This window comes from Paenibacillus qinlingensis (assembly GCF_031455095.1).
Lineage (GTDB): Bacteria > Bacillota > Bacilli > Paenibacillales > NBRC-103111 > Paenibacillus_E > Paenibacillus_E qinlingensis_A.
Genome location: NZ_JAVDSB010000002.1, coordinates 46011 through 72084, shown reverse-complemented (window position 1 = coordinate 72084; position 26074 = coordinate 46011). Strand labels below are relative to the sequence as shown.

General features: G+C 46.8%; 18 protein-coding genes. 14 read left to right on the top strand and 4 right to left on the bottom strand.

The window, feature by feature from the left end; all coding sequences use genetic code 11:
* Nucleotides 1-47: 47 nt before the first annotated feature.
* Nucleotides 48-875 carry an AraC family transcriptional regulator gene (locus J2736_RS08360; protein WP_310225381.1) on the top strand — a complete coding sequence of 276 codons (828 nt, stop codon included), beginning with the start codon at nt 48-50 and terminating at the stop codon, nt 873-875.
* A gap of 32 nt (nt 876-907) precedes the next feature.
* Here J2736_RS08360 and mgrA read toward each other — a convergent pair whose 3' ends face one another.
* Entirely contained in the window at nt 908-1900 is a 993-nt protein-coding gene (mgrA, locus tag J2736_RS08355) for an L-glyceraldehyde 3-phosphate reductase (RefSeq protein ID WP_310225380.1), read from the bottom strand.
* Nucleotides 1901-2112: 212 nt separating this feature from the next.
* Between mgrA and J2736_RS08350 the strand changes: the two genes are divergently transcribed.
* The 6 genes from J2736_RS08350 to J2736_RS08325 all read left to right on the top strand — a co-directional run bounded on the left by J2736_RS08350 (nt 2113) and on the right by J2736_RS08325 (nt 10019).
* Nucleotides 2113-3735 (top strand): glycoside hydrolase family 10-like protein, encoded by a 1623-nt coding sequence (locus J2736_RS08350; RefSeq protein WP_310225379.1) that lies wholly within the window; start codon nt 2113-2115, stop codon nt 3733-3735.
* 21 nt (nt 3736-3756) lie between these two features.
* Complete coding sequence (locus tag J2736_RS08345) at nt 3757-5355, top strand: response regulator (RefSeq protein ID WP_310225377.1); 1599 nt, start codon at nt 3757-3759, stop codon at nt 5353-5355.
* A gap of 236 nt (nt 5356-5591) precedes the next feature.
* Nucleotides 5592-6497, top strand: coding sequence for an ABC transporter permease (locus J2736_RS08340; RefSeq protein ID WP_310226357.1), 906 nt, complete (start codon nt 5592-5594; stop codon nt 6495-6497).
* 62 nt (nt 6498-6559) lie between these two features.
* Nucleotides 6560-7474: a carbohydrate ABC transporter permease gene (locus J2736_RS08335; RefSeq protein ID WP_397340438.1), complete on the top strand. Its 915-nt coding sequence runs from the start codon at nt 6560-6562 to the stop codon at nt 7472-7474.
* Between the two features lie 112 nt (nt 7475-7586).
* Nucleotides 7587-9122: a type 2 periplasmic-binding domain-containing protein gene (locus tag J2736_RS08330; RefSeq protein WP_310225372.1), complete on the top strand. Its 1536-nt coding sequence runs from the start codon at nt 7587-7589 to the stop codon at nt 9120-9122.
* Nucleotides 9123-9182: 60 nt separating this feature from the next.
* Complete coding sequence (locus tag J2736_RS08325; protein ID WP_310225370.1) at nt 9183-10019, top strand: Gfo/Idh/MocA family oxidoreductase; 837 nt, start codon at nt 9183-9185, stop codon at nt 10017-10019.
* A 155-nt stretch (nt 10020-10174) separates the two neighbouring features.
* Here the strand turns inward: J2736_RS08325 and J2736_RS08320 are convergent, their stop codons facing one another.
* Genes J2736_RS08320 through J2736_RS08310 form a run of 3 tightly spaced genes read right to left on the bottom strand, consistent with a single transcriptional unit; the run spans nt 10175 to nt 16020 of the window.
* Nucleotides 10175-13345, bottom strand: coding sequence for an Ig-like domain-containing protein (locus J2736_RS08320; RefSeq protein WP_310225367.1), 3171 nt, complete (start codon nt 13343-13345; stop codon nt 10175-10177).
* A 9-nt stretch (nt 13346-13354) separates the two neighbouring features.
* Nucleotides 13355-14413, bottom strand: coding sequence for a Gfo/Idh/MocA family protein (locus J2736_RS08315; protein ID WP_310225365.1), 1059 nt, complete (start codon nt 14411-14413; stop codon nt 13355-13357).
* 32 nt (nt 14414-14445) lie between these two features.
* Nucleotides 14446-16020, bottom strand: a complete 1575-nt coding sequence (locus tag J2736_RS08310) for an FAD-dependent oxidoreductase (RefSeq protein ID WP_397340436.1) — start codon at nt 16018-16020, stop codon at nt 14446-14448.
* Between the two features lie 244 nt (nt 16021-16264).
* Between J2736_RS08310 and J2736_RS08305 the strand changes: the two genes are divergently transcribed.
* From J2736_RS08305 to J2736_RS08275, 7 genes are all read left to right on the top strand, one after another.
* Nucleotides 16265-17368, top strand: coding sequence for an SGNH/GDSL hydrolase family protein (locus J2736_RS08305; protein WP_310225361.1), 1104 nt, complete (start codon nt 16265-16267; stop codon nt 17366-17368).
* Between the two features lie 37 nt (nt 17369-17405).
* Complete coding sequence (locus tag J2736_RS08300; protein ID WP_310225359.1) at nt 17406-18911, top strand: extracellular solute-binding protein; 1506 nt, start codon at nt 17406-17408, stop codon at nt 18909-18911.
* A gap of 58 nt (nt 18912-18969) precedes the next feature.
* The gene (locus tag J2736_RS08295; protein ID WP_310225356.1) at nt 18970-20799 is read left to right on the top strand and encodes a cache domain-containing sensor histidine kinase; all 1830 of its coding nucleotides are present in this window, start codon (nt 18970-18972) and stop codon (nt 20797-20799) included.
* A gap of 995 nt (nt 20800-21794) precedes the next feature.
* Nucleotides 21795-22949 carry an N-acetylglucosamine-6-phosphate deacetylase gene (gene nagA, locus J2736_RS08290; RefSeq protein WP_310225354.1) on the top strand — a complete coding sequence of 385 codons (1155 nt, stop codon included), beginning with the start codon at nt 21795-21797 and terminating at the stop codon, nt 22947-22949.
* 23 nt (nt 22950-22972) lie between these two features.
* Nucleotides 22973-24085: an alanine racemase gene (locus tag J2736_RS08285; RefSeq protein WP_310225352.1), complete on the top strand. Its 1113-nt coding sequence runs from the start codon at nt 22973-22975 to the stop codon at nt 24083-24085.
* 41 nt (nt 24086-24126) lie between these two features.
* Nucleotides 24127-24522, top strand: coding sequence for a RidA family protein (locus tag J2736_RS08280; RefSeq protein ID WP_310225350.1), 396 nt, complete (start codon nt 24127-24129; stop codon nt 24520-24522).
* Nucleotide 24523: 1 nt separating this feature from the next.
* A complete protein-coding gene (locus J2736_RS08275) occupies nt 24524-26020 on the top strand; it encodes a M81 family metallopeptidase (protein WP_310225348.1) in 1497 nt (498 codons plus the stop codon).
* The last annotated feature ends 54 nt before the right edge of the window (nt 26021-26074 follow it).

Sequence of the window (26074 nt, the reverse complement as noted above, 5' to 3'; positions counted from 1 at the left end):
TTGTTTATGGTATAATGTCTGTGCAAAAGAGGAGGAGGGAGTTCCGTATGGCCATCTTTCATTACAATCAGGAACGTTTATTTCGCAAGGATCCGGATTTACATTTGCTGCATTGGGGCAAAGAGGATTGTAAGCCTGGCCATGCTGTTGGGCCTGGTGTCCGTGATATGTACAAGATTCACCTTATCCATAAAGGGAAAGGAATTGTTCGTATTGGAAATGTGACGCATCAACTTAATCCGGGTCAAGGATTTCTTATTTTTCCTCATGTGATTAGCTACTATGAAGCGGATCAAATCGAGCCATGGACGTATTCGTGGATTGGCTTTCAAGGGGCGCAGGTGGAATCAATCGTATCGCGTACACGATTATCGCCGGAAAATGCTATTTTTCCGATGGATCGGAAAGTCATGCCGACGATGTACGAACAATTAACAGAGGCGAATACCTATTCAAACAGTGCCGATTTACACATCAAAGCGACCTTATTTTCGTTTATGACGGCGCTACTTGATGTGGCTCCTGCCTCCTCAAGTAGTGATGTACTGCCTACCAAATGGGATAGTTATATCATTCAAAGTATGGAATTCATCCATGCTCACTACAATGAACCCATTTCAATTGAAGGGATTGCAGCGCTGCTTAAGCTGGATCGTAAATATTTTTCGGCTATTTTCAAAGAAGCGACAGGGCTGCCTCCCCAACAATATCTCCTGCAATATCGAATGAATAAAGCAAGTGATTTGCTGGAGAAGAGCAACTATGCCATTGGAGAAATTGCCAACTCAGTCGGCTACCAGGATCAACTGATTTTCTCCAAAATGTTCAAACGTGTAAAGGGTGTATCACCTAAACAATATCGGAATTCGAACTAAATTAGCGTAGGAATGTTCAAATTGCAGATCTGTTAGGCATTTAAAATCCCATCAATGGTGGATAGCTCCTCTTTCGTAAACGCAGGAGCCTTCAATGCTTCAACGGCATCTTCAATTTGGCTGACTTTACTCGCACCAATTAAAGCCGAAGTCACACGACCACCTCGCAGCACCCATGCTAGTGCCATTTGGGACATTTTTTGACCACGCTCATTCGCAAGTACATTTAATTGTCTCACCTTCGAAATCCGCTCTTCATTAATATCCTCTTCTTTGAGGAAGACGCTTGAACTAGCAGCTCTGGAATCAGGGGCAATGCCGTTCAGATAACGATCTGTAAGAATACCCTTAAATAGCGGTGAAAAAGCAATGGAGCCGATGCCTTCTTGGTCTAATACATCCTGAAGACCATCTTCAATCCAACGGTTCATCATGGAATAACTAGGTTGATGAATGACACAAGGTGTCCCTAATTGTTTCAAAATGCGGGATGCTTCTTTGGTCTCCTCAGGCTTATAGTTGGAAAGGCCAACATAGAGCGCTTTACCTTGTTGAACGATTTGGTGCAAAGCAGCCATCGTTTCTTCAAGCGGTGTATTCGGATCTGGACGGTGATGATAGAAGATGTCGACATAGTCGACTTGCATACGTTTCAAGCTTTGATCCAAACTGGCAATAAGATTCTTTTTAGAACCCCACTCCCCATAAGGACCTGGCCACATATAGTAACCTGCTTTCGTCGAAATGATCATCTCATCTCGATAAGCAGCGAAATCTCCTTTGAGCATCTTCCCGAACATTTCTTCTGCAGAGCCAGGCGGCGGCCCATAATTGTTCGCTAAATCGAAATGCGTAATCCCTAAATCGAAAGCTCTCTTGAGCATCGTTCTGCCGTTCTCGAACGTGTCAATACCGCCAAAATTATGCCACAGTCCTAATGAAATGGCAGGCAGCTTCAGACCGCTGCGACCACTCCGGGTATAGGTCATGGCTTCATATCGGGATGAACTAGCTGAATAAGTCATTTTCGAACCTCCTAATCATGTGAATAAGTTACATTCTAGAGAGATTTGGACCAGATGACAATGTTCATAAGGATGTTATTTATGTCCTAATGTCAGATCTAGAGGTCTCGATTATTCCACATCAATCTACCAAAGAAAGTAATCACTCTCCTCTATGAAGCTCATCATGGATATGATATTTTCTATACCAAACACATGAAGGGGTGTTACCTATGGCAGAGCAGGAAATCGCCCATTGTTTGGAAGAGGCTGAAAAGAAGATAACCTATGCCCAAAAAATGATAGAGGAAAATTGGAAAAGCTACATCAATGCTCCCTTTGATTCGGCAAGAGAACATGTGAAAAAAGCAGAAGGGCTGCTGGTAGAGGCACGCCAGGCTGCGGATGCAGAAACAACTTCGAGCAAGGCTAAGCTGGCATCCATAGAAGCTATGGAAGGCTATCTATGCGCTTTGCCAAGTAGAACAGCGGAAGCTCGTGGCGTGTGGTATCGCCCTACTGAACATAACTTTGAGGAGGTAATCCTCACGTTAGATCGCATGCAGGCTGCTGGATTCAATGAGTTATATCTCGAGACTTGGCTCTGGGGCTATACGATTTATCCAAGCCGAATGGCAGTGGAGAAACAGATTGAAGAGCAGCATCCTGCTTTTCGCGGGTGGGATCCACTGGAGGCTTTCGTTCTTGAAGGTGAAAAAAGAGGGATCGCAGTGCACGCTTGGTTGGATGGGTTCATGGTCGGTATCGACCCAACGGGTGGCCCTGTACTGCGTGCTTATCCCGAATGGTCTGCATGCTCGAGAAGACAAGCGGATGCGCAGAGGCCAATGCCACAGCGGGGGACGGGTTACTTTTGGCTCGATATAACGAACCCTAATGTGCGTCAGTATCTACTGGACATCGTGAAAGAGATCATTACGAGATATAGCGTTGCGGGTATTAACCTAGATTTCATGCGGTTTCCGCATGTGGATAACGACTGGCAGGACGGGTACTGCTTCAGCGCATATGCCCGTGAAACTTTTCAACGAGATTATGGCAAGGATCCACTTGAGATTCGTGCAGACAAGCAGACGGAACTTTGGACTACGTGGATGAAGTGGGTCGAGCAGATCGAGGATGATTTTGTAAGGGAACTGTACAAGGAGATTAAGCAGATCAACCCGAAAATAATAGTATCGGCTGCGCCAGAACCAGGTGCGGAGTCTGAGAAAATTGGCAACTGGTCGCAGCATGTCGATGTCGTTATTCCGCAGGCTTACTTTGATAAAGCAAAGCTAATTCGTGCATCTGTTCAGCTGCACAAAAACGAGCTGCTCCCAGGTAATCTTGTATATAGCGGGATCTACCCGATGTACGCCAAATTGGGAGCGCATGAGACCGTAGAGCAGCTCCTTGCTGCACGTGAGATTGACTGCGGAACCGTCATATTTGCCTTCGGGCAAGCGACAGATGAAACGATACGCGCTTTGCGACAAGGACCTTGGCGAATCGATGCCATATCGACAGGCATGTATCCGCTGGGTGCTGTTCAAGCGGCATTAAACGCGATGAAAACAGACGTAGAGCAAGTTTACCTTCCACGCCAAGCGGTTCATGAGAAAATGGCGAATGATCTTGTAGGCAGAGTGGACTCCCTCCTTTCTATTTTGCAAAGGCATGAAGTAGAAGAATTGTATGCCCTGCTAGATGAGAAGATTGAAGCGTGTAAGCAATTGCTGTTGAAAGCGAGTGAAGAGGAGACGATTCACGCCTCTGTCGTGCAACAGTTGATGAACACGTTAACAGAAGTACAAGAGATTCTATGTTACTCCGAGATCAAGCAAGTGAAGTAAAATTGAGCGGGGGTCCCCATTATGAATTTATTAATTGTGGAAGATGAAATCCGTCTCAGAAACGCGCTAGCCAACAATATTCCGTGGGATAAACATGGGATTGAGGTCGTAGGTCAAGCTGGTAACGGAGCGGAAGCACTTCGAATCATCGATCGCAAAAAGCCTGATATTATCCTGTTGGATTTGCAAATGCCAGAAATGGATGGGTTAACCTTAGCAAGGCACCTGCGTCAAGTCGATCCTTTGTTAAAGATCATTGTGCTTAGTGGACATGATGATTTCACGTATGCCCAACAGGCGCTGGGTCTTGGCGTTATGAAATATTTGTTGAAGCCAGCCGGCGATGAGGAGATTTTGGAGACGGTGCTCGAAGCAGCGGAGAGGTTGCAGAGCGAGCTTGAGCAGCGTCATAACGAAGATGAGCTAAAGATGAAGTGGAAGCTGCACCTTCCGCAATTGGTAAATGAATTCTTTCAAGGGTTGTTTAATGGGAAATTCGAAGCTTGGGAGATTGAGCAGAAGTGCAAGGATTTACAATTGGATTTGCCAAAAGAAGCTTCATACGCTATAGCTATCGTCGATATGGATCCGATTTCGGAGACTGAACAGCGATTCAGCAGAAAAGATATGTCACTGCTCCAATTTTCACTCGGCAGTATCGTGAAGGAAGCACTTTCGAATACACAGAGCTGGGTGTCCACCAATTTTGCGGGCTGTACGGTTATCATTTTTCAACTTGCAAGTGATGAGGAGCCTAGAATTGCGCTGCAGAAAATCAATGCTTTAACTGAAAAGCTGCTATTCACAGTGAAAAGCTGCCTCAAGCTAAGTGCGAGTGCAGGGATCAGCGGTATGACCGGCAGCATAGCAGATATGAATAAGCTATATGTTCAAGCGGTACGCGCGTTGCAGGATCGAATTGTACTTGGCCATGATTTGGCAATCCCGTATCGTGCTGAACAGGGGAGAGAGCCAGAGCTGACGTTTCAGCCTAACCTAGAAAAGACACTGGAAATTGCGCTCGAAACAGGGGATTGTGAGAAGGCAATGGAAACGTTAACAGGACTTTGGAATAGCGGGATGGCCAAAGCGGAAACCGTTGATGATATTCGGGAGCATATTCTCTATTTCACTTGTTTATTTATCAGCATGATCCAAAAGCAGGGTTGGCCGGTGAGGGAAGTAGCTGGCGAGGATTATGTGTATTTTCATAACCATTCAGAGCTCGCATCGAAGGAACAAATCCTTTTTTGGCTGCAGCGTATGATAAGAGCGTATTTGGATTATGCTGGCCATAGGCGGAAATCGACGAGTCATGGCATGATCAAGACCATTTTGAGCCTAGTGGAAAATGAGATTGACCAAGAAATGACGCTGCATGCTGTCGCAGATAGAATGTATGTCAATTCGTCCTATCTGAGCCGCCTTTTCAAGCAAGAAACAGGGAAAGCCTTTTCGACCTATGTACTGGAAAGGAAAATGGAGCGGGCCAAAGCCATTCTGCAGGAGGGCTCACGTGTGTACGATGCCGCATCTGGCGTTGGGTACCGGGATGTGAGTTATTTTACAAGAGTATTTCGCAAATACTGGGGTGTCACGCCTGGGGAGATTCGTAATTAAATCGTATAGAAGCCGTTTTATCAGCCTTCTCGATCATCATCGGGAAGGTTTTTTCATTTTTACAGTCGAGAAGTTATCAAAGTACCAAAACAAGTAATATTCCTCTAATTCGCAAAAAAACGGAGGGTGATACACTAAGTTTAGAAAGACAGTACGAAGGAGGAGGCACCTTGAGAGATACGAACACTACAAAGGAAACTGTCCTATCGTTGAAAAAAAATGTTAAAAAGAGATATATGCAGCAGTTGTGGATCGATGTCAGGAAAGATTGGGATTTATACCTCGCACTAATACCTGGCATCGCATTCCTCTTACTGTTCAAGTACACGCCGATGTACGGAATTATTATTGCTTTCAAGGATTTTAATATTTTTGATGGAATGGCAGCGAGTCCATGGGTCGGCATGAAGCATTTTGATAAACTGGTTTCGTCTGCAAGCTTCTTGCAAGTATTTCAGAATACGTTGCTGATTTCCGTTTATAAAATCTTGTTTCTTTTTCCACTCCCCATTGTGATTGCCATTTTACTTAATGAATTGAAAAACATCGCGTTCAAGCGAAGCGTGCAAACTGTCGTCTACTTGCCACACTTCTTATCCTGGGTCATCGTCAGCGGATTATTCATTGATCTACTTTCCACGAACGGTGGAATGGTCAACAAAATCATCGTTGCCATGGGTGGTGAGCCTATCCGCTTTTTCCTAGACAGTCAAATTTTCCGCTCTGTACTCATTGGGTCGGCTGGCTGGAAGGAAACGGGATGGAATACGATTATTTATCTCGCTGCCTTGGCAAGTATTGATCCTGGCCTGTATGAAGCGGCGAAGATAGATGGTGCGAATAAATGGAAACAAATCGTACATATCACGTTGCCTGGCTTAATTCCGATCATTTTACTTATGTTTATTTTGCGGCTCGGCTACGTGCTGGAGGCTGGAACGGAACAAATTCTCGTCATGTACAATCCAAGTGTATACAACGTCGCAGACGTAATTGGTACGTATGTGTATCGAATTGGTCTCGGCGAACAAGATTATAGCTTTTCAACTGCTGTAGGGGTATTTGAATCGGTTGTCGCGTTTATTTTGATCCTATCGGGCAATGGTCTGGCTCGAAAGTTTTTTGGACGAGGCATTTGGTAAGTGCTTCTGCTTACAATGCGAGTTTTGTACTAGCAAAGCTTTAGGAGGCATGGAAGATGAATATGCAAAGTATGCTGAAACCCAAATCAGCCAGAAGATCTTCGGGCATCCCTTCATCGCTCGGCGAGAAGATTTTTACAGTCCTTAACCACCTATTCTTTATACTTCTTGGCTTATCGACGATCTTTCCGTTTATTAATCTTATCGCGAAATCGCTGAGCAGTGAGGCGGCAGTTGTTTCGGGAATGGTTAATCTCATTCCAATTGATTTTCAAATAGGGACGTATACGTATGTAGCTAGTAACGCCATGTTTCTAAGTGCGTTCATGATTTCGATTACAGTCACCTTGGTTGGATCCATCATCTCGTTAAGTATGACCACGCTTGCCGCTTACCCGCTCTCTAAGCCTAGATTGAGAGGACGCAAGTTTTTCATCCTGCTGTTTTTATTTACGATGTTGTTTAGCGGTGGGTTGATCCCCACGTATCTGCTCATGCATAAGCTTCATCTAATTAATAAGCTGCCTGTGCTATTCCTGCCCTATATGATCAATGTGTACAACATGCTCATTGTCAAAAACTACTTCGAAAGTCTGCCAGACAGCCTTGAGGAATCAGCGAAAATGGATGGGGCTAGCAACATGACGATTCTTGTTCGTATTATTTTACCCCTTTCCATGCCGGTACTAGCGACTATCGCCTTGTTCTATGCGGTTACGTTCTGGAACGATTATTTTACTTCGCTAATCTATATTAACTCGGCAGATTTGAAACCTCTGCAATTATATTTGAAAGAATTGTTCGTTTCATCAACGGACACGTTTATGCGCACGAATGTTGACGCTTCACTCAATGTTTCACCGCAGTCTATTCAAGCGGCATCGATCATTTTAGCTACACTTCCCATTATTTGTGTGTATCCATTTCTACAAAAATATTTTGTGAAAGGTGTTCTTGTAGGCTCTGTAAAGGGTTGAATCTGGAAACAAATTTTTGAAGGGTGGTGGTGGGCCGGCTCTACAAGGGTTCCATGATATTTGGTATATTGCGCTATCCATACTCAAAGGGAAAAATAGGGAGGCTCTTACAATGGTTAAAAAGATGTTAGTTCTCATGTCCATCACATCGATGGCAGCGGCAATTACGGCTTGTGGCGGAAGTACTCAGACTACGACTAGCAGTTCCACCACGCCAGCTGCTTCTACAGCTCCTGTGGCAACCGTAGAAGCTAATAAGCCGAAACCAGAATTTAAAGCACTGCTGCAATATGCACGATTTGATCCGAATACAGAAGTTGTGGCTAAGTTCCTGAATGAAAAAACGGGCTACAAGGTTACCTACGACATGCTGCCAGTTGAAAATCCGGATGATAAGCTGAACTTGCTCATGGCTAACAAAGAAAAGTATGCCTACATGCTTCTTAGCGGCCCGCAGTATTCCAAGCTTGCTGCCTCTGGTGCGCTTGAGCCGATTGACGAGCTGGTAAATAAATATGGCACGAATATGAAAAACGTGATCTCACAAACTTCCTGGAACGGTGCGAAGCTGAATGGTAAAATTTTCGGTATTCCGCAAACGGGATCGGGAACGATTGTTAATACACAACTAATCGTTCGTCAGGATTGGATGGATGAACTTGGATTAAAAGCACCAACGACACGTGATGAATTGTATACCGTTTTGAAAACGCTGAAAGAAAAGAAGAATGTAATGGGGTTATCTGGAGGGAAAAGTCCGCTTCTCCCTGAGGTTCTTCCGACATTTGGCATACCGATGGTGCAATCCAACGCAACAACTGGCTGGCAAGATGTGAATGGCAAGCTTGTGAATGCGATTGAGAATCCGAATATGAAGAAATATGTGGAATTCATGAAAAAATTGTACACGGAGAAATTGATCGATCAGGAATGGTCGTTGAACCAAGCGAATAAAGTAATTGAGAATTTCACAAGCGGTAAAGCGGCGATCATTTCAAATGCCTATTTTAACGCGCCAACTGTCCAAAATGCGTTGCTGAAAAATTCACCAAACGCGAAAATTGGCAGCTTCCCTTACCTCAAAGGGGATGATGGCAAAGTTCAAGTTATGGGCAGCGCAGGAATCAGCTTCTACGTGGGCATCCCGAAATGGGCGGATAACAAGGAAGACATTATTAAATATTTGGATCTTAAGCTGGATAAAGATATTTTCAAAGAAGCAGCGATTGGTAAAGAAGGCGTTCATTATAAAATGGAAAACGGCAATTATTTCCCAATTTTGCCGAAATTTAATGATGAATACAACAATGCTTCGACCTTCTTAACAGGTGTGGATGAGAAAAACTATCCGATCTACTGGCAAGCTCGCGTACGGAAAGATCCGATCTTAACGGAGTCTTTTACAAAAATTCAAGAAGCGGCTAAAGGGAACATCGTTCTTGACCCGCTTGCATTTGCACCACCGCTTGAAGCGATTGGGAAATACAACTTGAAGTTGCAAAAGCTGATGGAAGATACGTTCTTGAAGTACATCACGGGTGCAGAACCAATTGAAAACTATGACAAGTTCGTTGCTCAATGGAAAGCAGAAGGCGGCGACGAAATGACCAAAGCGGCTAACGAATGGTACGCAGCAAATAAAAAGTAGTCATGTGCCCCCTGCGGTTATGCCGTGGGGGGTTATTTCCTAGAGGGAGTGGAGATTGAGATGCCTAAAATCGGGTTTATCGATTATTTTTTAGATGAATGGCACGCGGAGAAATACCCAGGTTGGATCGACAAAGCGACGGATGGCCGTATGCAGGTTGCGTATGCTTATGGGAAGACCAACATAGAGGGGAAGCTTAGTAATGATGCGTGGAGTGAGAAGAAGGGAATCCAGCTGCTTAAGACCATTGAAGAGGTCGTAGAGAAGAGTGATTATTTGGTCGTTCTGTCACCGGATCATCCCGAGTACCACGAGGAGCTATCCAGATTGGCGTTGCAATCGGGCAAGCCCACCTATATTGACAAAACGTTTGCTCCTGATCGAGCTGCGGCATTACGCATGTTTGAGCTAGCTGAGCAGTACAAGACCCCTATGTTTTCAACCTCGGCGTTAAGATTTGCAGCGGAGTATGCAGGAATCGATAATGCCGGAATAGAGTCTATTAACAGTTTAGGGCCAGGAAAGTTTGACAATTATGCCATCCATCAAGTCGAGCCGATCGTTTCCTTGATGGGAACGGATGTCAGACGAGTGATGTGGACGGGAACCGACAAGACGCCTTCTCTTCTTATCGGTTATGCAGACGGACGCCAAGCGACGATCAACCTCTACGGCTGGGAATGTCCATTCAATATGGCGCTCAGTTATGAAGCGGGAATGTCGAAGTTTATGACCATTGAGTCGGATTTCTTTGGGGCTTTTATTACAAAATTAGTGGGGTTTTTCGAATCAGGCAATCCACCTGTCTCCTCCGAGGAGACAATTACGATTGCTACGATTCTAGATGTGGGTATGCAAGCTGCAAAGACGCCCCATCAGTGGCTGACGTTGAAGTAAATGAGGGATCTGGCTTCTCCTGGTGGGAGTGGCCGGATCTTTTTTTTGCGTTAAAAATGGCATCGGGGACGCCGGAAGCAGCAAATAGAAAGGAGATAGCCGGTTAAACCGACTATCTCCTGCGCAGCAGCGGTAATGAGTACGGAGTGGCCTAATTACTCAAGCTCTTCCTCAGCATCCGTCACGCTTGCTTCACTCTTATCTTTGTGGCTATTGAAGACTTTAATCTTGATGTCCGCTTGCTTGCCTCGATAGGTGGCTGTGATGGTAGCCGACCCTGGCTTCACCGCTGTGATCGTGCCGTCAGCCGCAATAGATGCCACTTTATCATGCGAGGAACGGTAGATGACATCTTGCGTGAGATAGCTCTCTACGCCATCGGAATAAGTTAATTTGAGTGGTGCTAGGTACGTTTCACCTTTGACAAGGCTATGTTTGCTTTCGTCAAAACTAAGTTTTGTCACGGCTACGACAATTACTGTGGACTTAGCGGTTTTACCCTCAAACGTAGCCGTGATTTCAGCTGTACCTGCTTTCAAGGCGGTTACGATTCCATCAGCTGAAACAGAGGCTACCGACGGATTACTAGATGTGTAAGAAACCCCAGCTACAACGGCTTTAGTTTGATCTGAGTAGACAGCGGTCGTAACCGATGCATGTTTGTCGCCAGCAACAAGTCGATAGGCAGTTGAATCAAGCTCGATACCGGTGAGGATGGGAGCTGTGCGTGTGACGTTAATCGTTTTTTCATTCGTTTTGCGACCGTCAACATAAACGGAGATTTTTACGGCATTGTTACCTATGACAAGCGGGACAGTGCCAACAAATTCGCCATTACTTGCGACTGTTGCAGGTACACCATTCAAAAGAACACGTGCTGTCCCCGGTCCAACGACGTCAACCTCGCCTTTCATCTCCAGATTAGGAAGTGCTGTACTCGTGTTTGCATCATCCAGATACCCCTGAAGCACAGCCGAGCGTACGTCATCTCCGACCTTGTAGGTTCTAGCGACTAGCTGCCTTCTCGTTCTTACGCCAGAAGCATCCAGTGCTGAGATGACGAAACCGCCTTGTGGGATCACGCTGTTATTCGGAGACATTGTGGCCCAGTTCCAGTTAAGGGCCTGTTGTTGGTTTACAACCTTTGTGACTTTACCTGCGCTGTCTACAATGGCCTCCACGCCGAACGTACTGGTTGCTGTTGTTTGACCGAAGTCGTTTGAATAAATGTTTAGATTGTTCTCGTTTCGACTCACATTAAACAGATCGGCTTCAAGGAAAGACTCAGGACTGCCAGGAACACTGGAGCCGATTTGATAATCTTTTACATAGGCCACATCATGGAGCGATGCCTTCACTACGGACCAGTTGACTTGGGAAAGATCAAAAAGCATCAGTCCGTTCGATTGCGATAAGCCGGCTTGGAACACCGAACGCTGCAGAGGAGGATCTTGGATGTTCGCCAGAGCGATACTCGCGTACATGGGAACTTCACCGTTTGTTACGATATTGCCCAAGGTAATATGATGTTCGATTTCTTTTTGTGTCGTTTGATACGTACCAATCATAAGGAAATCGATGTTGCCTGCATAGCCGGTCTGTGCATATGAGTCTGTATATAAGCTATCGTCCGGTAGTTGTAAACGACTGTCGTATTTGAAATTCGGGCTGCCCCAGTGCACGCCGTTCAAGTAGTAGGACTCGAACCAGGACCCCACGTAAGCAGAGGAATAGACTTTATGACCTTTCAAAGCGGTGTAACGATCCGTGAGTAAACGGACCTCATCCGTAAATGTCTTGATCGTTTGTGAGCGGAACTCCCACCAGTCATTGATGAGCGGCCCCGCTTGGCGCACGTTGTTCACATAGCTAAACACATCCGCAGGCCAATTTGTCAACGATTTGCCCCGTGCAGCGAGGAACGTCTCAAATTTAGCTCGTGTTAACGGGCTAAAGTCGGCTGTTTCGTTGTCATAACGGGTGCGATCGAGAACTACGCCATCTACATCATAGTTCTTGATTACTTCTTCCATGTTCTTTAACTCAAACGCTCGAACATCATCATTGGCTGGGTTTACAAAAGCAACGAGAGATTTGCCCGATGTGTAGTATTTGCTTTCACGCAGCCGCAAAATTTGACCGTTATCCTCAGGGCGATACACTTGCTCTTCCCAATCTAGATGCTGGTTCAGCAGTGCATACTCGTTGTGCGCAGGTGAACCTTCCGCAAACACGTTGAAGGCTGCGTGGATTTTAATCCCCAGCTGATGCCCATACTTGATAAACTCCTCCAGCATATCCAGATTCGGATTCGCACCCGCACGCGTTGGTGCGGTCATCTGTGAGATATGCGGACGCCCAGTCAAATCGTTCTTTTTATAGTTGGCGAAGCCTTCGACGCCTTTGACATCAAGCGCTACGGCTGTAACGCCAGCATCCTTCGCCTTGGTTAGCATATCGCGAATGTTTTCAGGAGTTTGCAGCTTGAAAATATTCGTGCCTTGGTCAACCCAGAGGACGACTTCCTTAGCCGTGCTCGTTTGTTTCTTATAAAACGCGACTAACGTCTTACGATCGTTTTCTACGCCGTTTTTAGAGGCGACGACATCTAAATAATTAACCCCCTCCGTAAGGTTAATCTCACCTTGGAAGGTGCCGTTCGTCTGTAAAGTAACTGCTTGTTGGTTGATGCGGAGCCCATAGGTGACGCCGGATTCTACGTTTTCAAGCTTACCGGAGACCGTCGTTTTCGGTGTGGTTACTGTAAACCAGTCGTCATTATCTAGTTTAAGACGTGCTTGTGGTCCTTGGCCTGTCATAAGTGCACTGACGGGAACGGCTTCACCATTTTTGCGCAGCTTAATGAGGTCGCCGACCTTGAAGTTTTTGGCGAGATACTGTTTAAAAGTTTTATTCGCCCAACTGTCATCGTTCGCTACGAGGATGAAGCCGCCTTGCGGGATCACAAGGGTCGTTGGCCCTGTCCAGACGGGCACAGCTCCGTTGATGGAAGGGTTAACAACCCGTGTCACGTGATTCGTTGAGTCAACGACAACGCCGATAGAGGTGGTACCAACCGTAATTTGTGAAGCAAATTCCGTCGTGTACAAAGCCACATAATCGGTGATTCGACTCATATCGGTGTCAACGGCATTAATTTGCTTGCGCGGACCTTCAATATCAATGGTGATATCGACGGGCGCAGCTTCAACTTCAATAAAATCGGTGGGACTGATTGCCGCAGATGCGGTTATGGACCAAGAAGAAGCGAGTAATGTAATCAATAAGGTCATGATTAGCCATTTCGATTGTTTCACTGGTTTCACGTTCCTTCCCTAGAAGCGGATTTCTTCACCTTTTTCGCTAGATTCATAGACACCGCAAAGTATTTTCATCATCTCGACTCCGTCTTGTACAGGCGAGAGGGTTTCCTTTTTACCTTGACACACTTCAATAAAGTAATTGATTTCATCCTGAAAACCGGCAACAAAATCGAAGCTTAAGTTATTGATCTGCGGTGTGAGGTTCAAGATCGTATCGTACTTCTCCGTAATGATGGATAGCTGCGGCTCCAACTCGGCTCCGCCTTTTTCACCGTACAGCTTCACTGTCAATTCATCTTCCTTGGCATGAAGCGTAAAACTGACATCAACGAGAATGGAGGCACCGTTCTCAAAGCGAATTAAGGCATTCGCCAAGTCCTCGACCGTATTATGCGTAGGGTCATAATCTGCTGCTTTGTAAAAGGCGAGATTTTTCACATTGGCACGGTTGCCAAGTTTCTTGTACGTATTGCCGGAGATGGACTTCACTTTTGGTCGACCCATCAAATACCAGCACAGGTCAATGACATGCACCCCAACATCAATTAACGGGCCGCCGCCAGAACGTTCAACATCGGAGAACCAGCCACCTGGATTGCCCAGACGACGAATACACGAAGCTTTTGCATAATAAATTTCGCCAAGCTCGTTGTTATCCAGAAAGGATTTGATGATGCGGGTATTTGAAGCGTATCGGCGCACAAAGCCGACCTGAAGCGTTTTACCTGTACGTCGAACAGCATCCTCTACAGCAAGCGCTTCGTTAACCGAGGTACAGAGCGGTTTTTCGGTGAGTACGTTTTTACCAGCTTCTAAAGCAGCTATGGAGATTTGAGCATGACTATTGTTCCACGTACAGATACTAATCGCATCTACAGCCTCATTGGCGAGCAGCTCCTTATAGTCTGTATAAATGTGGGGAATTCCGTATTTCTCTGCTTTTGCTTGTGCGCGCTCCTCATTCAAATCACAAATCGCATAAAGTTCTGCATCCGGATTATTATGGTAGGATTTCAAATGCATTTCAGAAATAGAGCCTGCGCCAATAACGCCAATACGTATTTTGCTCATCTACGAACACCTCTTCATTAGAATAGTTAAGCTTAGACGGGACGAATCGTGGGCCAAGACAGCTCGATGCCATAGCTTTCAAGCTTACGTTGAAAAACGTGAAGCTCAGATTCCGTATTACGTACCTCACGGGGGATGATTCCGCGATCGATGCAGTGACTAGCTAGATATCCAGCGGCTTCGCCAATGTTCCATTCGACAGGATGGAGACGATAACAGCCGTTAGTAATGTGGGTAACACCTAGATTCTTACATGCTGGGAGTAAATTGTTCATACGAATGGGAATCAAGCTGCCTAGTGGAATCTGGAACGGCAAAGAAGAAATATCTATATAATGACGGTTGCCCGTGCTCGGATGCAGGTCTATGCGATAACAGCCGATACCCACGGAATCGGGGAAGTTCTCGGCTTTCCCATCAGGCCGGCAAGCAGTGCTCACATGCTGCTCCAAGACGGTGAATTCCGCTTTAATTCTGCGCGACTCTCGTATGTAGGGATACATAGCCAGTCCGTCCTCGGTCCCCACGATATCTTTGCGCAGTCGAAGGCCAGGGTAGCCTTGCCCTCCGTCAGGACGTGGTGCTTCTGCTTGCAGCCAATAGAGCAGCGATAGACTGAGCTGTTTGGCATCCCAGAGGCTTCGCTCTCTGTCCTCCTCGTTGACATCGATAATCGAACCCAGCCAGTAGTCATTCTGCGGCCAGTTGACGAGCGTGATGTCGCCAGGATAAAAGCCATCCTGAAAATTCTTGCTATCAATGATGCGTCGGTAGAAAAATAGGGAGTACTTTTCTGTACCTTCAAATAGTTCATAGGAAACAGGTTCCAGCGTTTGAGGGCGAACACCGGACCAGCTGAGCAAGCGATCAGGCCAGAATTCCGCTTTGTATTCTTTCCAGAAATCGTAGCGCTCAGGACGCGCAATGGTGTGATCTTCGCCTTCGATATAATCCATGGCGAAGCAGTAAGTAAAGCCCTGCATGTCCTGTGGCAATGCTTCGCCATCTACTGCATGCGGCTCACCAGTCTCGCTTTTGGACTCAGCCCCTGTCACATATTCCGCGCCAGCTAGCGGGAGCATATCGCCACACTCTGTGGCGTCAAGGAAATAGGCGGCAGTTAACAACACCGGATCGCCACTCATCAGATTGCGAACCGTGACAGAACGGACATCATTGCCATCGACTGAGACGGATTCTATCCGATGGCGAGTTAGAATCTGCAACCTCCCGCTGTTCACGTAGGGAGCGAGCATATCCTGCAAGACGGCTAGAGCAGCGCGCGGCTCGTGGCATAAGCGTGAAACACCGCCATTACCGGGATTAAGCAACGTTCGTGTACGTGCCTCTGCTGTAAGCGGGAAATGGCGGCGATAATAGTCACGTACTCCTTCCCGAAACTGGCGATAGGTGCGTGTGCAGCCAAATTGTTCGATCCACGGATGTTCATCTGGCGGAACGGCCTGGCTCGTTAATTGGCCGCCAATCCAGTCCGTTTCCTCGGTCATGATGACTTGTTTCCCTGACTTAGCAGCAGCGAGAGCAGCTGTGCAGCCACCGGTACCACCGCCGATTACGACGATATCAGCATGGTATTCATGCCTAATAGGTGTGTTGTTTGTGGTCACCAATGCAGATAGTCCCTCCTTTTCCAATTCGCCTGCAAGCATTCACAGGTTATCCCTATTGTATTACAGCTGGTAAAGAGCCACAGCGGAGGACCATGACTTCTTTTGGTACTTTAATAACCCATTGGCTATGAAAAAAAGGGATTGCCTCCTAGAAGGCGAAGTTTCATAACAAGCAAGTAGAGGAATAGACGGTAAGCGAAGGTAGAGGAGGATATGCAAGATGGCGAATCAACAACAATCAAGTAACCCCTTGCACTTGGATTCGAATATGCGGATTCAACAATTGGTGGACGATACGTATCATTGGTTTTCACCCCTCGAGCAGCCATTTCACGTAGCAGGCTTTGGCTGGCTGAACGAGGAGAGGCTTTATCGCAGGTTGCCAACACACCCAGCGTGGGAACTCCCGGAAGCAGTGAATAGCTTGGCAAATTGCACGGCTGGCGGACAAATTCGCTTCACGACGAACGCAACTTCGTTAGCTATCCAAGTGAAACTGGCAGGGGCTGCGAATATGTACCATATGCCAGCAACGGGACAGTGCGGTTTCGACTGCTACATAGGCGCTTATGGGGAACAGTTTTATTACAGCACAACCCTGTATGATGCCAAACTTACGGAATTCGAAAGTGTATTGTTTGCGGATATGGAACGAGAATATCGAAGTATTACGTTGAATTTTCCACTCTATCAAGGCGTAGTAGAAGTTTGGGTCGGTGTAGACCCAGCTGCTCAAATCACATCTCCTATTGCCTACGAAAGCAAGGAGAAAATCATTTTTTATGGTACATCTATCACGCAGGGAGGTTGTGCTTCACGACCTGGCATGGCGTATACCAATATATTATCAAGGCGTATTAATAGAGAATTCCTGAACTTAGGTTTCTCAGGGAATGGCAAAGGAGAGCCAGAGCTTGCGCATCTTGTAGCAGAAATACCAGACCCAGCGTGTCTCGTGTTGGACTATGAGGCAAATTGCGTTTCGTCAGAAAGACTACAACAGACATTGCCTGAATTTATTCGTATTTACCGCAACCAACATGCGCTGACGCCAATACTCGTGATCTCAAGCATTTCATACGCAAAGGAACGCTTTCAAACACAGTTGCGGCAGGAGAAAGAGAAGCGCAAGCAAGTCCAGATGCGAACGGTTGAACAGCTGCAAGAAAATGGTGACGCTAACATTTATTATTACGAGGGCGCTCAATTGCTTGGTGAAAATGCTCACGAATGTACAGTCGATGGTGTTCATCCGACGGATCTCGGGTTTATGCGGATGGCAGATGGACTGACACCGTTACTGAAGAAGATACTCTCTTCTTGATTGCTTGTTTGGCTAAGTCTGAAGGGGTGATGGTTCGATGAAAAGATTGCAAACAACCTTGCTGGTCATTCTCTTAGGCTGTTTAACAGCTGGCTGTGGCATTCCTAAATTGGATATGAATGAAGATAATAGAGTAGATACCGCTAACGAACCTACGATACGAATCGTGGCGAATAGCTTAGGTATGAACTTTCCAGAAAACATGGATGAGAATCATAATCCCTATCTAAGCTATATAGAAAAGAATATTGGCGTTCAGGTCAATGTCACGCTTCCTCCACTGAATGGTTATGATGAAAAGTTAAACGTTATCATGGCATCCGGCGAGCCGCCAGATTTGTTGAATACCAGTGATCCATCGTGGTTTATACATTTTGTTAATCAAAAAGCGCTCACCCCATTAAATGATTACATTGATAAATATGGGGCTAATTTAAAAGCCAAGATTCCAAAAGAAGCTTGGGATAATGTCACAGTGAATGGCAAGATCTATGCGATACCAAGCTTAAACGAAGTAAAGGGAACCGAAATCATGTATGCTCGCAAAGACTGGCTCGATAAGCTCGGTCTTCAGCCCCCGAAGACGGTAGAAGAATATAAGACGGTAATGAGGGCTTTTGCTCAAAGAGACCCGGATGGTAATGGGAAAAATGATACCTATGGCGTATCGATTCTAGAGCGTCTTCGCAGAACGTCGCCTTTTCTTGGTGCATTTGGCGTACAAATGAAAGCATGGTACAAACGGGACGGAAAGCTGATATATTCGGGTATTCTTCCGGAAATGAAAGAGGCGCTGCTATATCTTCGGGGCTTGTACGACGAGGGTGTTCTAGATCCGGAATTCCCGCTGAATAAAATTGACGTCCTAGGTGAAAAGATTGTAAATGGACGAGTCGGCCTATTCTCGGCAGCTTGGTCGGATACGCGCGCCCATATTGCAGCCAATCGTAAAAAAGATCCGAATGCCGTGTGGATTCCGCTAGAATTTCCGGTCGGTCCTGGCGGGAAGCATGGCGTATACAGCACCTCCATCGTCCGATCCTACAATGTGGTTCCTATCAAAAGTGAGAAGCCAGAAGCGGTCGTTAAATTGTTGGATTTCGTCGCTGGCCCAGGTCAAACAAGCCTCAAGCTAGGTTTTGAGAACGAAGTTTGGAACCGAGTGAACGGGAAATTATCTATTCGTTTTGATGAACACGCGAAGCAAGGTTATCGTGGCATTTATGGCGCATTAGCGGATATGGCAGATCCGGTCGTAACAAAAGATCGACTGGAGGCACTCGGTGAGCAGTTTCATTTATACGACAACATACAGCGGATTGAGAACAATTTAATGGAAGATCAGTTCAATGGACCGCCAACACCGGCTATGGGTAAGCACCAAGTTAAGCTGTCTAAGCTGCAAGAAGAGACATTTACACGAATCATTGCGGGATTGAGTCCGATAGAAGAATTTGATGCGTTTGTGAAAAAGTGGAAGGAATCCGGCGGTGATGAAATTGCCGGGGAAGTAAACGAGTGGTGGCGCGAAACCACCAAATAAGGCGTGTGAATCCGGCAATCTGTCGGAGTGTAATCGGTCATGAATGGAGGTTGCCGAAATGACCAAAGAAATACTTCCCAAAATTCGCAAATTGCTTGCTGGTTACATCCAAGTTCGGTTAACTTGGTATTTTTTACTTATTCTACTTCCGTTAGCAGGGTTCAGTCTGTTTGCCATTGCCAAATCGCAGTCGATCGTAGAGGTGCAGACGGGAGAGCGGACACAAGGCGCGCTGCATACCATGACGGATTATATCGATCTGACTTTACAAAATATCGAGCAGTTGTCCTCTTTGATCGCTTTCGATACGAATGTCAATGCCACGCTGCAGTCTGTCGGTCAAGAACCCGAGAAACAGTCATTCGTTCATTTTGCTCAAGTGATGGATCAGATCACGAGTATGACGACGGTTAATCTCATAATCGACCAAATTACAATTATCCATATGCCATCACGCACCGTCATTTCCACGAAATTCGGAGGAGGCAAGCTGCCTGGTGGAGCAGAGAATCAGGAATGGTATCGCAATTTAATGGAAGCGAATGGGGGGACGATTTTCTTTACTCCGCAGCAAGGTGAGTCGTATTTTGATAGCGATAGTGTGCATCTAATTCGGACAATGGACCCTTATAATCGTACGTTGATGAATCCAAACTTGCTCATCCTTTCGGTTAAAAAGAGTGCGCTAATCGAGCTCGCCAAACCGCTTTTGCCTTCGGAAAATGCGAATATCTATTTATTTGATAATGAAGGAAGATCGATAACCGGCACGGGCAGAAGTGTGAATTCCCAGGTGTGGGGCAAGGTGGATAAAGTAAGAACGATTCGTAAATCACCACAGACCGGTACGGAGATGGTAACGATCAACGTGAAGTCGAAACTATCCGGGTGGACGCTGATGATGGAGCAGCCTTTGTGGGAAATTCGGAGTCATACCGACTCGTTAAAAATTTTCTCTTATGGCATTCTAGTCGTCAGCTTGGTACTTGCTATCTGGACATCCTGGATCATTTATCGAGGTATTTCCGCGCCACTGAGGAAGCTGGCCTATGGGATGAAGCAGCTCCGGACCGGTAATTTCACCATTCAGCTGGAAGATACACGGATCGATGAATTGGGCTATGTGATCGAATCCTTTAATCGGATGGCGGAGAATCAGAAAACGCTGATCCGAGATCACTATGAGAAACAATTGTTATTGTCTAAAATGGAATTGAAATTTCTGCAGTCACAAATCAATCCCCATTTCCTCTACAACACGCTGGATTCCATTTATTGGACAGCTAAAAACTATGAGGCGGATGAAATCAGCGAAATGGTGTTGAATTTGTCGAAATTTTTCCGACTAAGTCTTAACAAGGGAAATGAGACATTTCCGGTGAGGGAAACGATCGAGCATTTGAAATACTACATTAAAGTGCAACAGTTGCGATTCCTTGATCATTTCACGGTTCGCTTCGAGATTGCTGAGGAAAGCGCGCACTATCATGTGCTGAAGCTTCTCCTACAGCCTTTGGTGGAAAATGCGGTTTTGCATGGTTTGGAGAAACAGAGTGGTGGCGGTGAACTCGCCATTTCCTCCTATCTGGATGGTGGCCATCTCGTTCTTGAAGTGTGCGACAACGGAGTAGGCGTCAGTCCAGATCGACTCACCTATATTTGTGGCAAATTGGAGGAGGCTTCTAAGCAGGCTGTGGAAGGCATATCTACGGATTTGAAAAAGGAGAAGGATCTATTTGGTCTGCGTAACGTCGTTGCCCGAATGAAAATGTACTATGGCAATGAATCACAGTTTCTCTTCGAGAGCGGTTCTCACATGGGAACCCGCATCACGCTACGCCTTCCGCTAGCTATGTGTGAGTCCTCCTTAGAGGAGCGGGCAGGGTAACAGAGCATACAACTGATAGAGACCTCCGGAAGCAGCTGTTCCGGAGGTTTTTCTATATAGTGATACTCCCGCCTTAGTAAACCGGCCGGCGTAGTCGCTTATTTGTTCACCCATTTACCTCCTCACTATCCCTTTGGCTCAGAAGAACAGTCGTGGAGGGCTAGTTAGGCAGGTGTATCCTGAGTGAAGGGGATAGTGGAAGTGGAGTGAGAGTAATTGATGTATATCACGTTAGGCGGTGCTCAGAAATTTATCTGCTCACTATCCCTTTGGCTCAGAAGAGCAGTTGTGGAGGGTTAGTTAAGGAAGTGTATCCTGAGTGAAGGGGATAGTGGAAGTGGAGTGAGAATAATTGATGTATATCACGTTAGGCGGTGTTCAAAAATTTATCTGCTCACTATCCCTTTGGCTCAGAAGAGCAGTTGTGGAGGGCTAGTTAAGGAAGTGTATCCTGAGTGAAGGGGATAGTGGAAGTGGAGTGAGAGTAATTGATGAATATCACGTTAGGCGGTGCTCAAAACTTTATCACCGCACTATCCCTTTGGCTCAGAAGAACAGTCGTGGAGGGCTAGTTAGGCAGGTGTATCCTGAGTGAAGGGGATAGTGGAAGTGGAGTGAGAGTAATTGATGTATATCACGTTAGGCGGTGTTCAAAAATTTATCTCCGCACTATCCCTTTGGCTCAGAAGAACAGTCGTGGAGGGCTAGTTAAGGAAGTGTATCCTGAGTGAAGGGGATAGTGGAGGGAATTGGAAAAAGAATGGAGGAAGACGAGGCGAATAGATGGATTTTTTTTAGTTGAATTCTAGGAAATACCGATTATTTGACTGCACATTCAAGGTAGACAGGTGATGCGAGGAGAATCCAGATTTTTTGTCGTTATAAGTAAGAAAAAGAGTGGTTGAGAAAATTTGCAAATGGATCTTTACAGTGGTGAAAGGCATGCTATACTAAAAATAAAACCATGGTTTCATTTTTGGGAAAGAGGTGAATGAATGCCGGCAACGAATACGTTAGTCATTCAAAACGGCACGATTATTACAGCCCATCGCTTAATTCCAAATGGGGTAGTTCTCGTCGAGAACGGTCTCATCGTGAGTGTCGGCGAAGCAGAACAAGTGCATATACCACAGGGGTACACTGTGTTAGATGCACAAGGCGCCTACATAGCTCCAGGCTTCATCGATATCCACTGTCATGGTGGTGGCGGCGTATGGTCATGGGAGCATCCGTATGAGTTCGCACTTGCCCATTTGAAACATGGGACGACAGCTATTCTTCCAACCTTTACCTACAACGAGAGTAGAGAGCAGGTAAAGACAGGCATTCAAACGATTTTAACCAGTATGAACTCCGAAAAACCCTTCGCACAGGCCATTGTAGGCATTCATATGGAAGGCCCTTACATTAATAATAAATATGGCGCTATCACTTCACCTATTCGTCCTGTTGACCCTATTGAATACCAAGAAATATTACAAGCTGCTGGGAATCACATTAAAGTTTGGACGCTCGCACCTGAGCTGGATGGTCAAGAAGCGTTTGTGAATGAGGCGGCGAAATATGAGATTTCATTCTCCGTTGGACATTCCGAAGCGACTGCGGAGCAAATATTCCGCTTTGTCCCGCAAGGTCTGCGTATCGGCTGTCACTGTACGAATGCGTCAGGCACAACGCCCTCTCCCTCCAGATATGGGGGAACTCGTGAGGTTGGTGTCGATGAGGCGGTTCTCGTTCATGACGATATTTATGCTGAAGTCATTCCTGATGCAGAGGGGGTTCATGTCCGTCCCTTGATGCTGAAGCTTATTCATAAAACCAAAGGTACTGATCGTGTCATCATTATTACGGATGCCATGCCTGATGCAGGTGTTAACAATGGCAACAGTTCTGATCTGAATTGGAATCATCTTGGTCACTTGGCCGGCAGTTGTCTAACGATGGACAAAGCCGTTCGCAATATGATGAAGCATGCCTCAATCGGGCTTGTGGATGCCTTCCGTATGGCCTCGCTGAATCCAGCAAAAGTGATTCATATGGACGGTCAGATGGGGAGTATCGAGCCTGGGAAGTTAGCCAATCTCCTACTCATTGATGAAGAGATTCAGGTGAAACAAGTTATTCTACAAGGTCAAAGCGTTAGTTTCTAATACGCAGGATGGTAGGTGTTGAGATGAATGATGCAACATGGCCAACGGATATGGATACGCCAGCAATCGTCATCGATTTGGATCGATTGGATGCCAATCTGCAGAGTACCGCTGAATTGGCTGCCAAAGCTGGCGTACGATTACGGCCACATACGAAGACTCACAAGAGCATTTGGATCGCGCAAGAGCAGCTGCGACATGGCGCTTCAGGCATTACGGTGGCAAAGCTTGGCGAGGCTGAAGTCATGGCAGCTGGCGGTATAGATGATATTCTGATCGCTTATCCGCTTGTGGGCCGATTGAAGCTGGAGCGTTTGGGACGACTGTTACAACAACAGACTCAAGTTTCCGTTAGTGTGGACAGTTATGAAGTGGCTAAAGGATTGTCCGATCTTGGTGAGCATTTGCAACTTCGCGTACCGCTCTACTTAGATGTGAATAGCGGGTTGAACCGCTGTGGGAAAGAACCGGGTGAGGAGACAGCTGCGTTGGCTGTGCAAATTGCTAAGCTGCCAGGTATTCGTCTAAGCGCATTAATGACTCATGCGGGTCAGGCCTATAGCAAGAGTCGTGCCGACGACTGTCTGGAAGTTGCCCTTGCTGAAGCGGAAGCTTTACTGGAATCACAACGCGTGCTGCGGCGATTAGGTGTGGATGTGCCGGACATTAGCGTTGGCTCCACACCGACATCCAAGTTCATCGGTGCTCTCGCCGGCTTGGGTGTAACGGAGATGCGGCCTGGGGCTTATGTTTTCGGTGATGGCTCCCAGCTGTATACAGGCTTAATCGGCGAAGAGGCCTGTGCGATGCGCATCTATGCCACGGTCGTCAGCACGCCTAGGCAGGGAACCGTCATCATCGATGCGGGCTCGAAGACGCTGTCCAACGATAGCAGCGCACACCGCAAAGGTTACGGATTCATACCGGAGAATCCCGCTATCTTCGTCGAGCGGCTTAACGAAGAACATGGTATTCTCTCCGTGCCTGACGGCACCGATCTTCAGATCGGTGACATCGTGGAGATTATACCTAATCATTGCTGCGCCGTGACCAACCTACATGATCGACTCCTTGGCGTACGTGGGGGGCAACTTGAACGTATCCTAACGGTCGATGCCAGAGGTAAAGTTACTTAACAGCAAATCTAAAAACGTACATACAAAGGAGACGATTACTTATGTCACAGCCCATTCATTCTTCAGCAGCACCCCAATTTCCACTTCCTTTCTCGCAAGCACTTCGCGCAGGTGATTTCGTCTACGTGTCTGGCCAAGTCGGCGTAGATCCTGTAACACGTGAAGTTGTTGGAGAAACGATTGAAGAACAGACGCTCCAATGCTTGCGCAACATCGAGACTATTCTTGCAGAGGCTGATCTTACGCTCGATCATATTGTAAAAATCAATGCATTCCTCTCCAGACAAGAGGATTTTCCTGGCTACAATCAAGCTTATCAAAGCTTGATGAAGCAACCTTTTCCAACGAGGACCTCTATTGGTTGTTCCATCGGCAGTTATTTAGTAGAGATTGATGCGATCGCTTATGCAGTTACTCGTCGTGGAGAGAGCCTTTAAAATGAGGAATGACCAGCTTCAGATTGCTGTAGCCGGTATTTTGCATGAAACGAATACGTTCGCTCCTGGCATTACGGACATCGCTCATTTTCGGGAACAGTGGACGATGGGCGGTGATGCTTTTGTAGCCCGCTACGCAGGGACGCGCACTACGATGGGGGGCGTAATCGCCGCTGCAGCTGTACAAGGCGTCAGCTTGTTGCCAGGCTTGTATGTGGCGGCGACACCAAGCGGGATGGTGGAGGCAGTAACGGGCGACACGCTGATTGATGCCCTCGTGGACACCATCGACAGCAGATCAGATGGCCTTCTCTTGATCATGCATGGCGCTATGGTGTCGGAGCAGTACGCCGACTATGAAGGGGAGTGCCTCCGACGTCTTCGCGCGAAGCTAGGACCCGATTTCCCTATTGCCATGACAATCGATCTGCATGGCAATATCAGCCAAGCGATGGTTCGCCATGCGGATCTCATCGTAGGCTACGATACCTACCCGCATGTGGATATGTATGAGCGGGCGGTTGAAGCCTTCGACCTGCTCGTTCGTTCAATTCGCGGTGAGATTCGCCCTGTTCGGGCAATGGTTCATACCGGCATGCTCGTTGTACCGCAAGGCATGCTGACAAGTGTAGGCAGTATGAAACTGATAATGGATCATGCCTTTGAGATGGAGCGTATGCCTGGTGTGCTGAACGTGACGGTAGCTGGAGGCTTTCCCTACAGTGACGTGCCCGATGCGGGAATGTCTGTTGTCGTCACGACAGATGGCGATTCCGGCTTAGCTGAACGCTGTGCGGCAGAACTCGCACAGATGGCGATTGACCGGAAGGAGACGTTCAATGTCAGCTATGCAACACCGCGTGAAGCCGTAACCGAGGCGTTGGCGCAGCTGGAAGGTCCTGTTATCTTGGCGGAAGGTTCCGACAATGTAGGGGGAGGCGCACCAGCTGATGCAACGCATCTACTCGCTGAATTAATCAATGTGCCGAAGAAAGCATTCATTGTGATTCGCGATCCCGAAGCCGTGAAAGTAGCTTATTGGCACGGAATCGGAGGCCTTTTCGAAGGCTTGGTAGGAGGTAAAAGCGACTCCTTGCACGGAACGCCTGTAGCGGTGAAGGGGAAGATTCGGTTACTGTTTGACGGACATTACCGACATGCGGGTCCGTATATGACCGGCCAACATGCGGAGATGGGTTTAACTGCCGTTGTTGAATGCGGATTACTCACGCTCGTATTGACGGAGAAGCGGGTGGCCCCTTGGGATGTAGGGCATGTGCGATCCGTTGGTTTATGGCCTGGGGATTATCACATGATTGTGGCCAAATCAGCGCTTGCTTGGCAGACAGCCTTTGGATCGTTCGCCAAGCATGTGATTAACGTGGATTCACCTGGATGCTGTAATGCCAATCTTGCCCATTTTCAATATCAACACGTAAGTCGTCCAATATATCCCATGGATTCGTTGCCGCAGCCGAGATTTGGAACCTATGATTAAACTTCAATATCATCTATGAACTTACATAACGAAATCACTCTCCAAGGAAGTGCG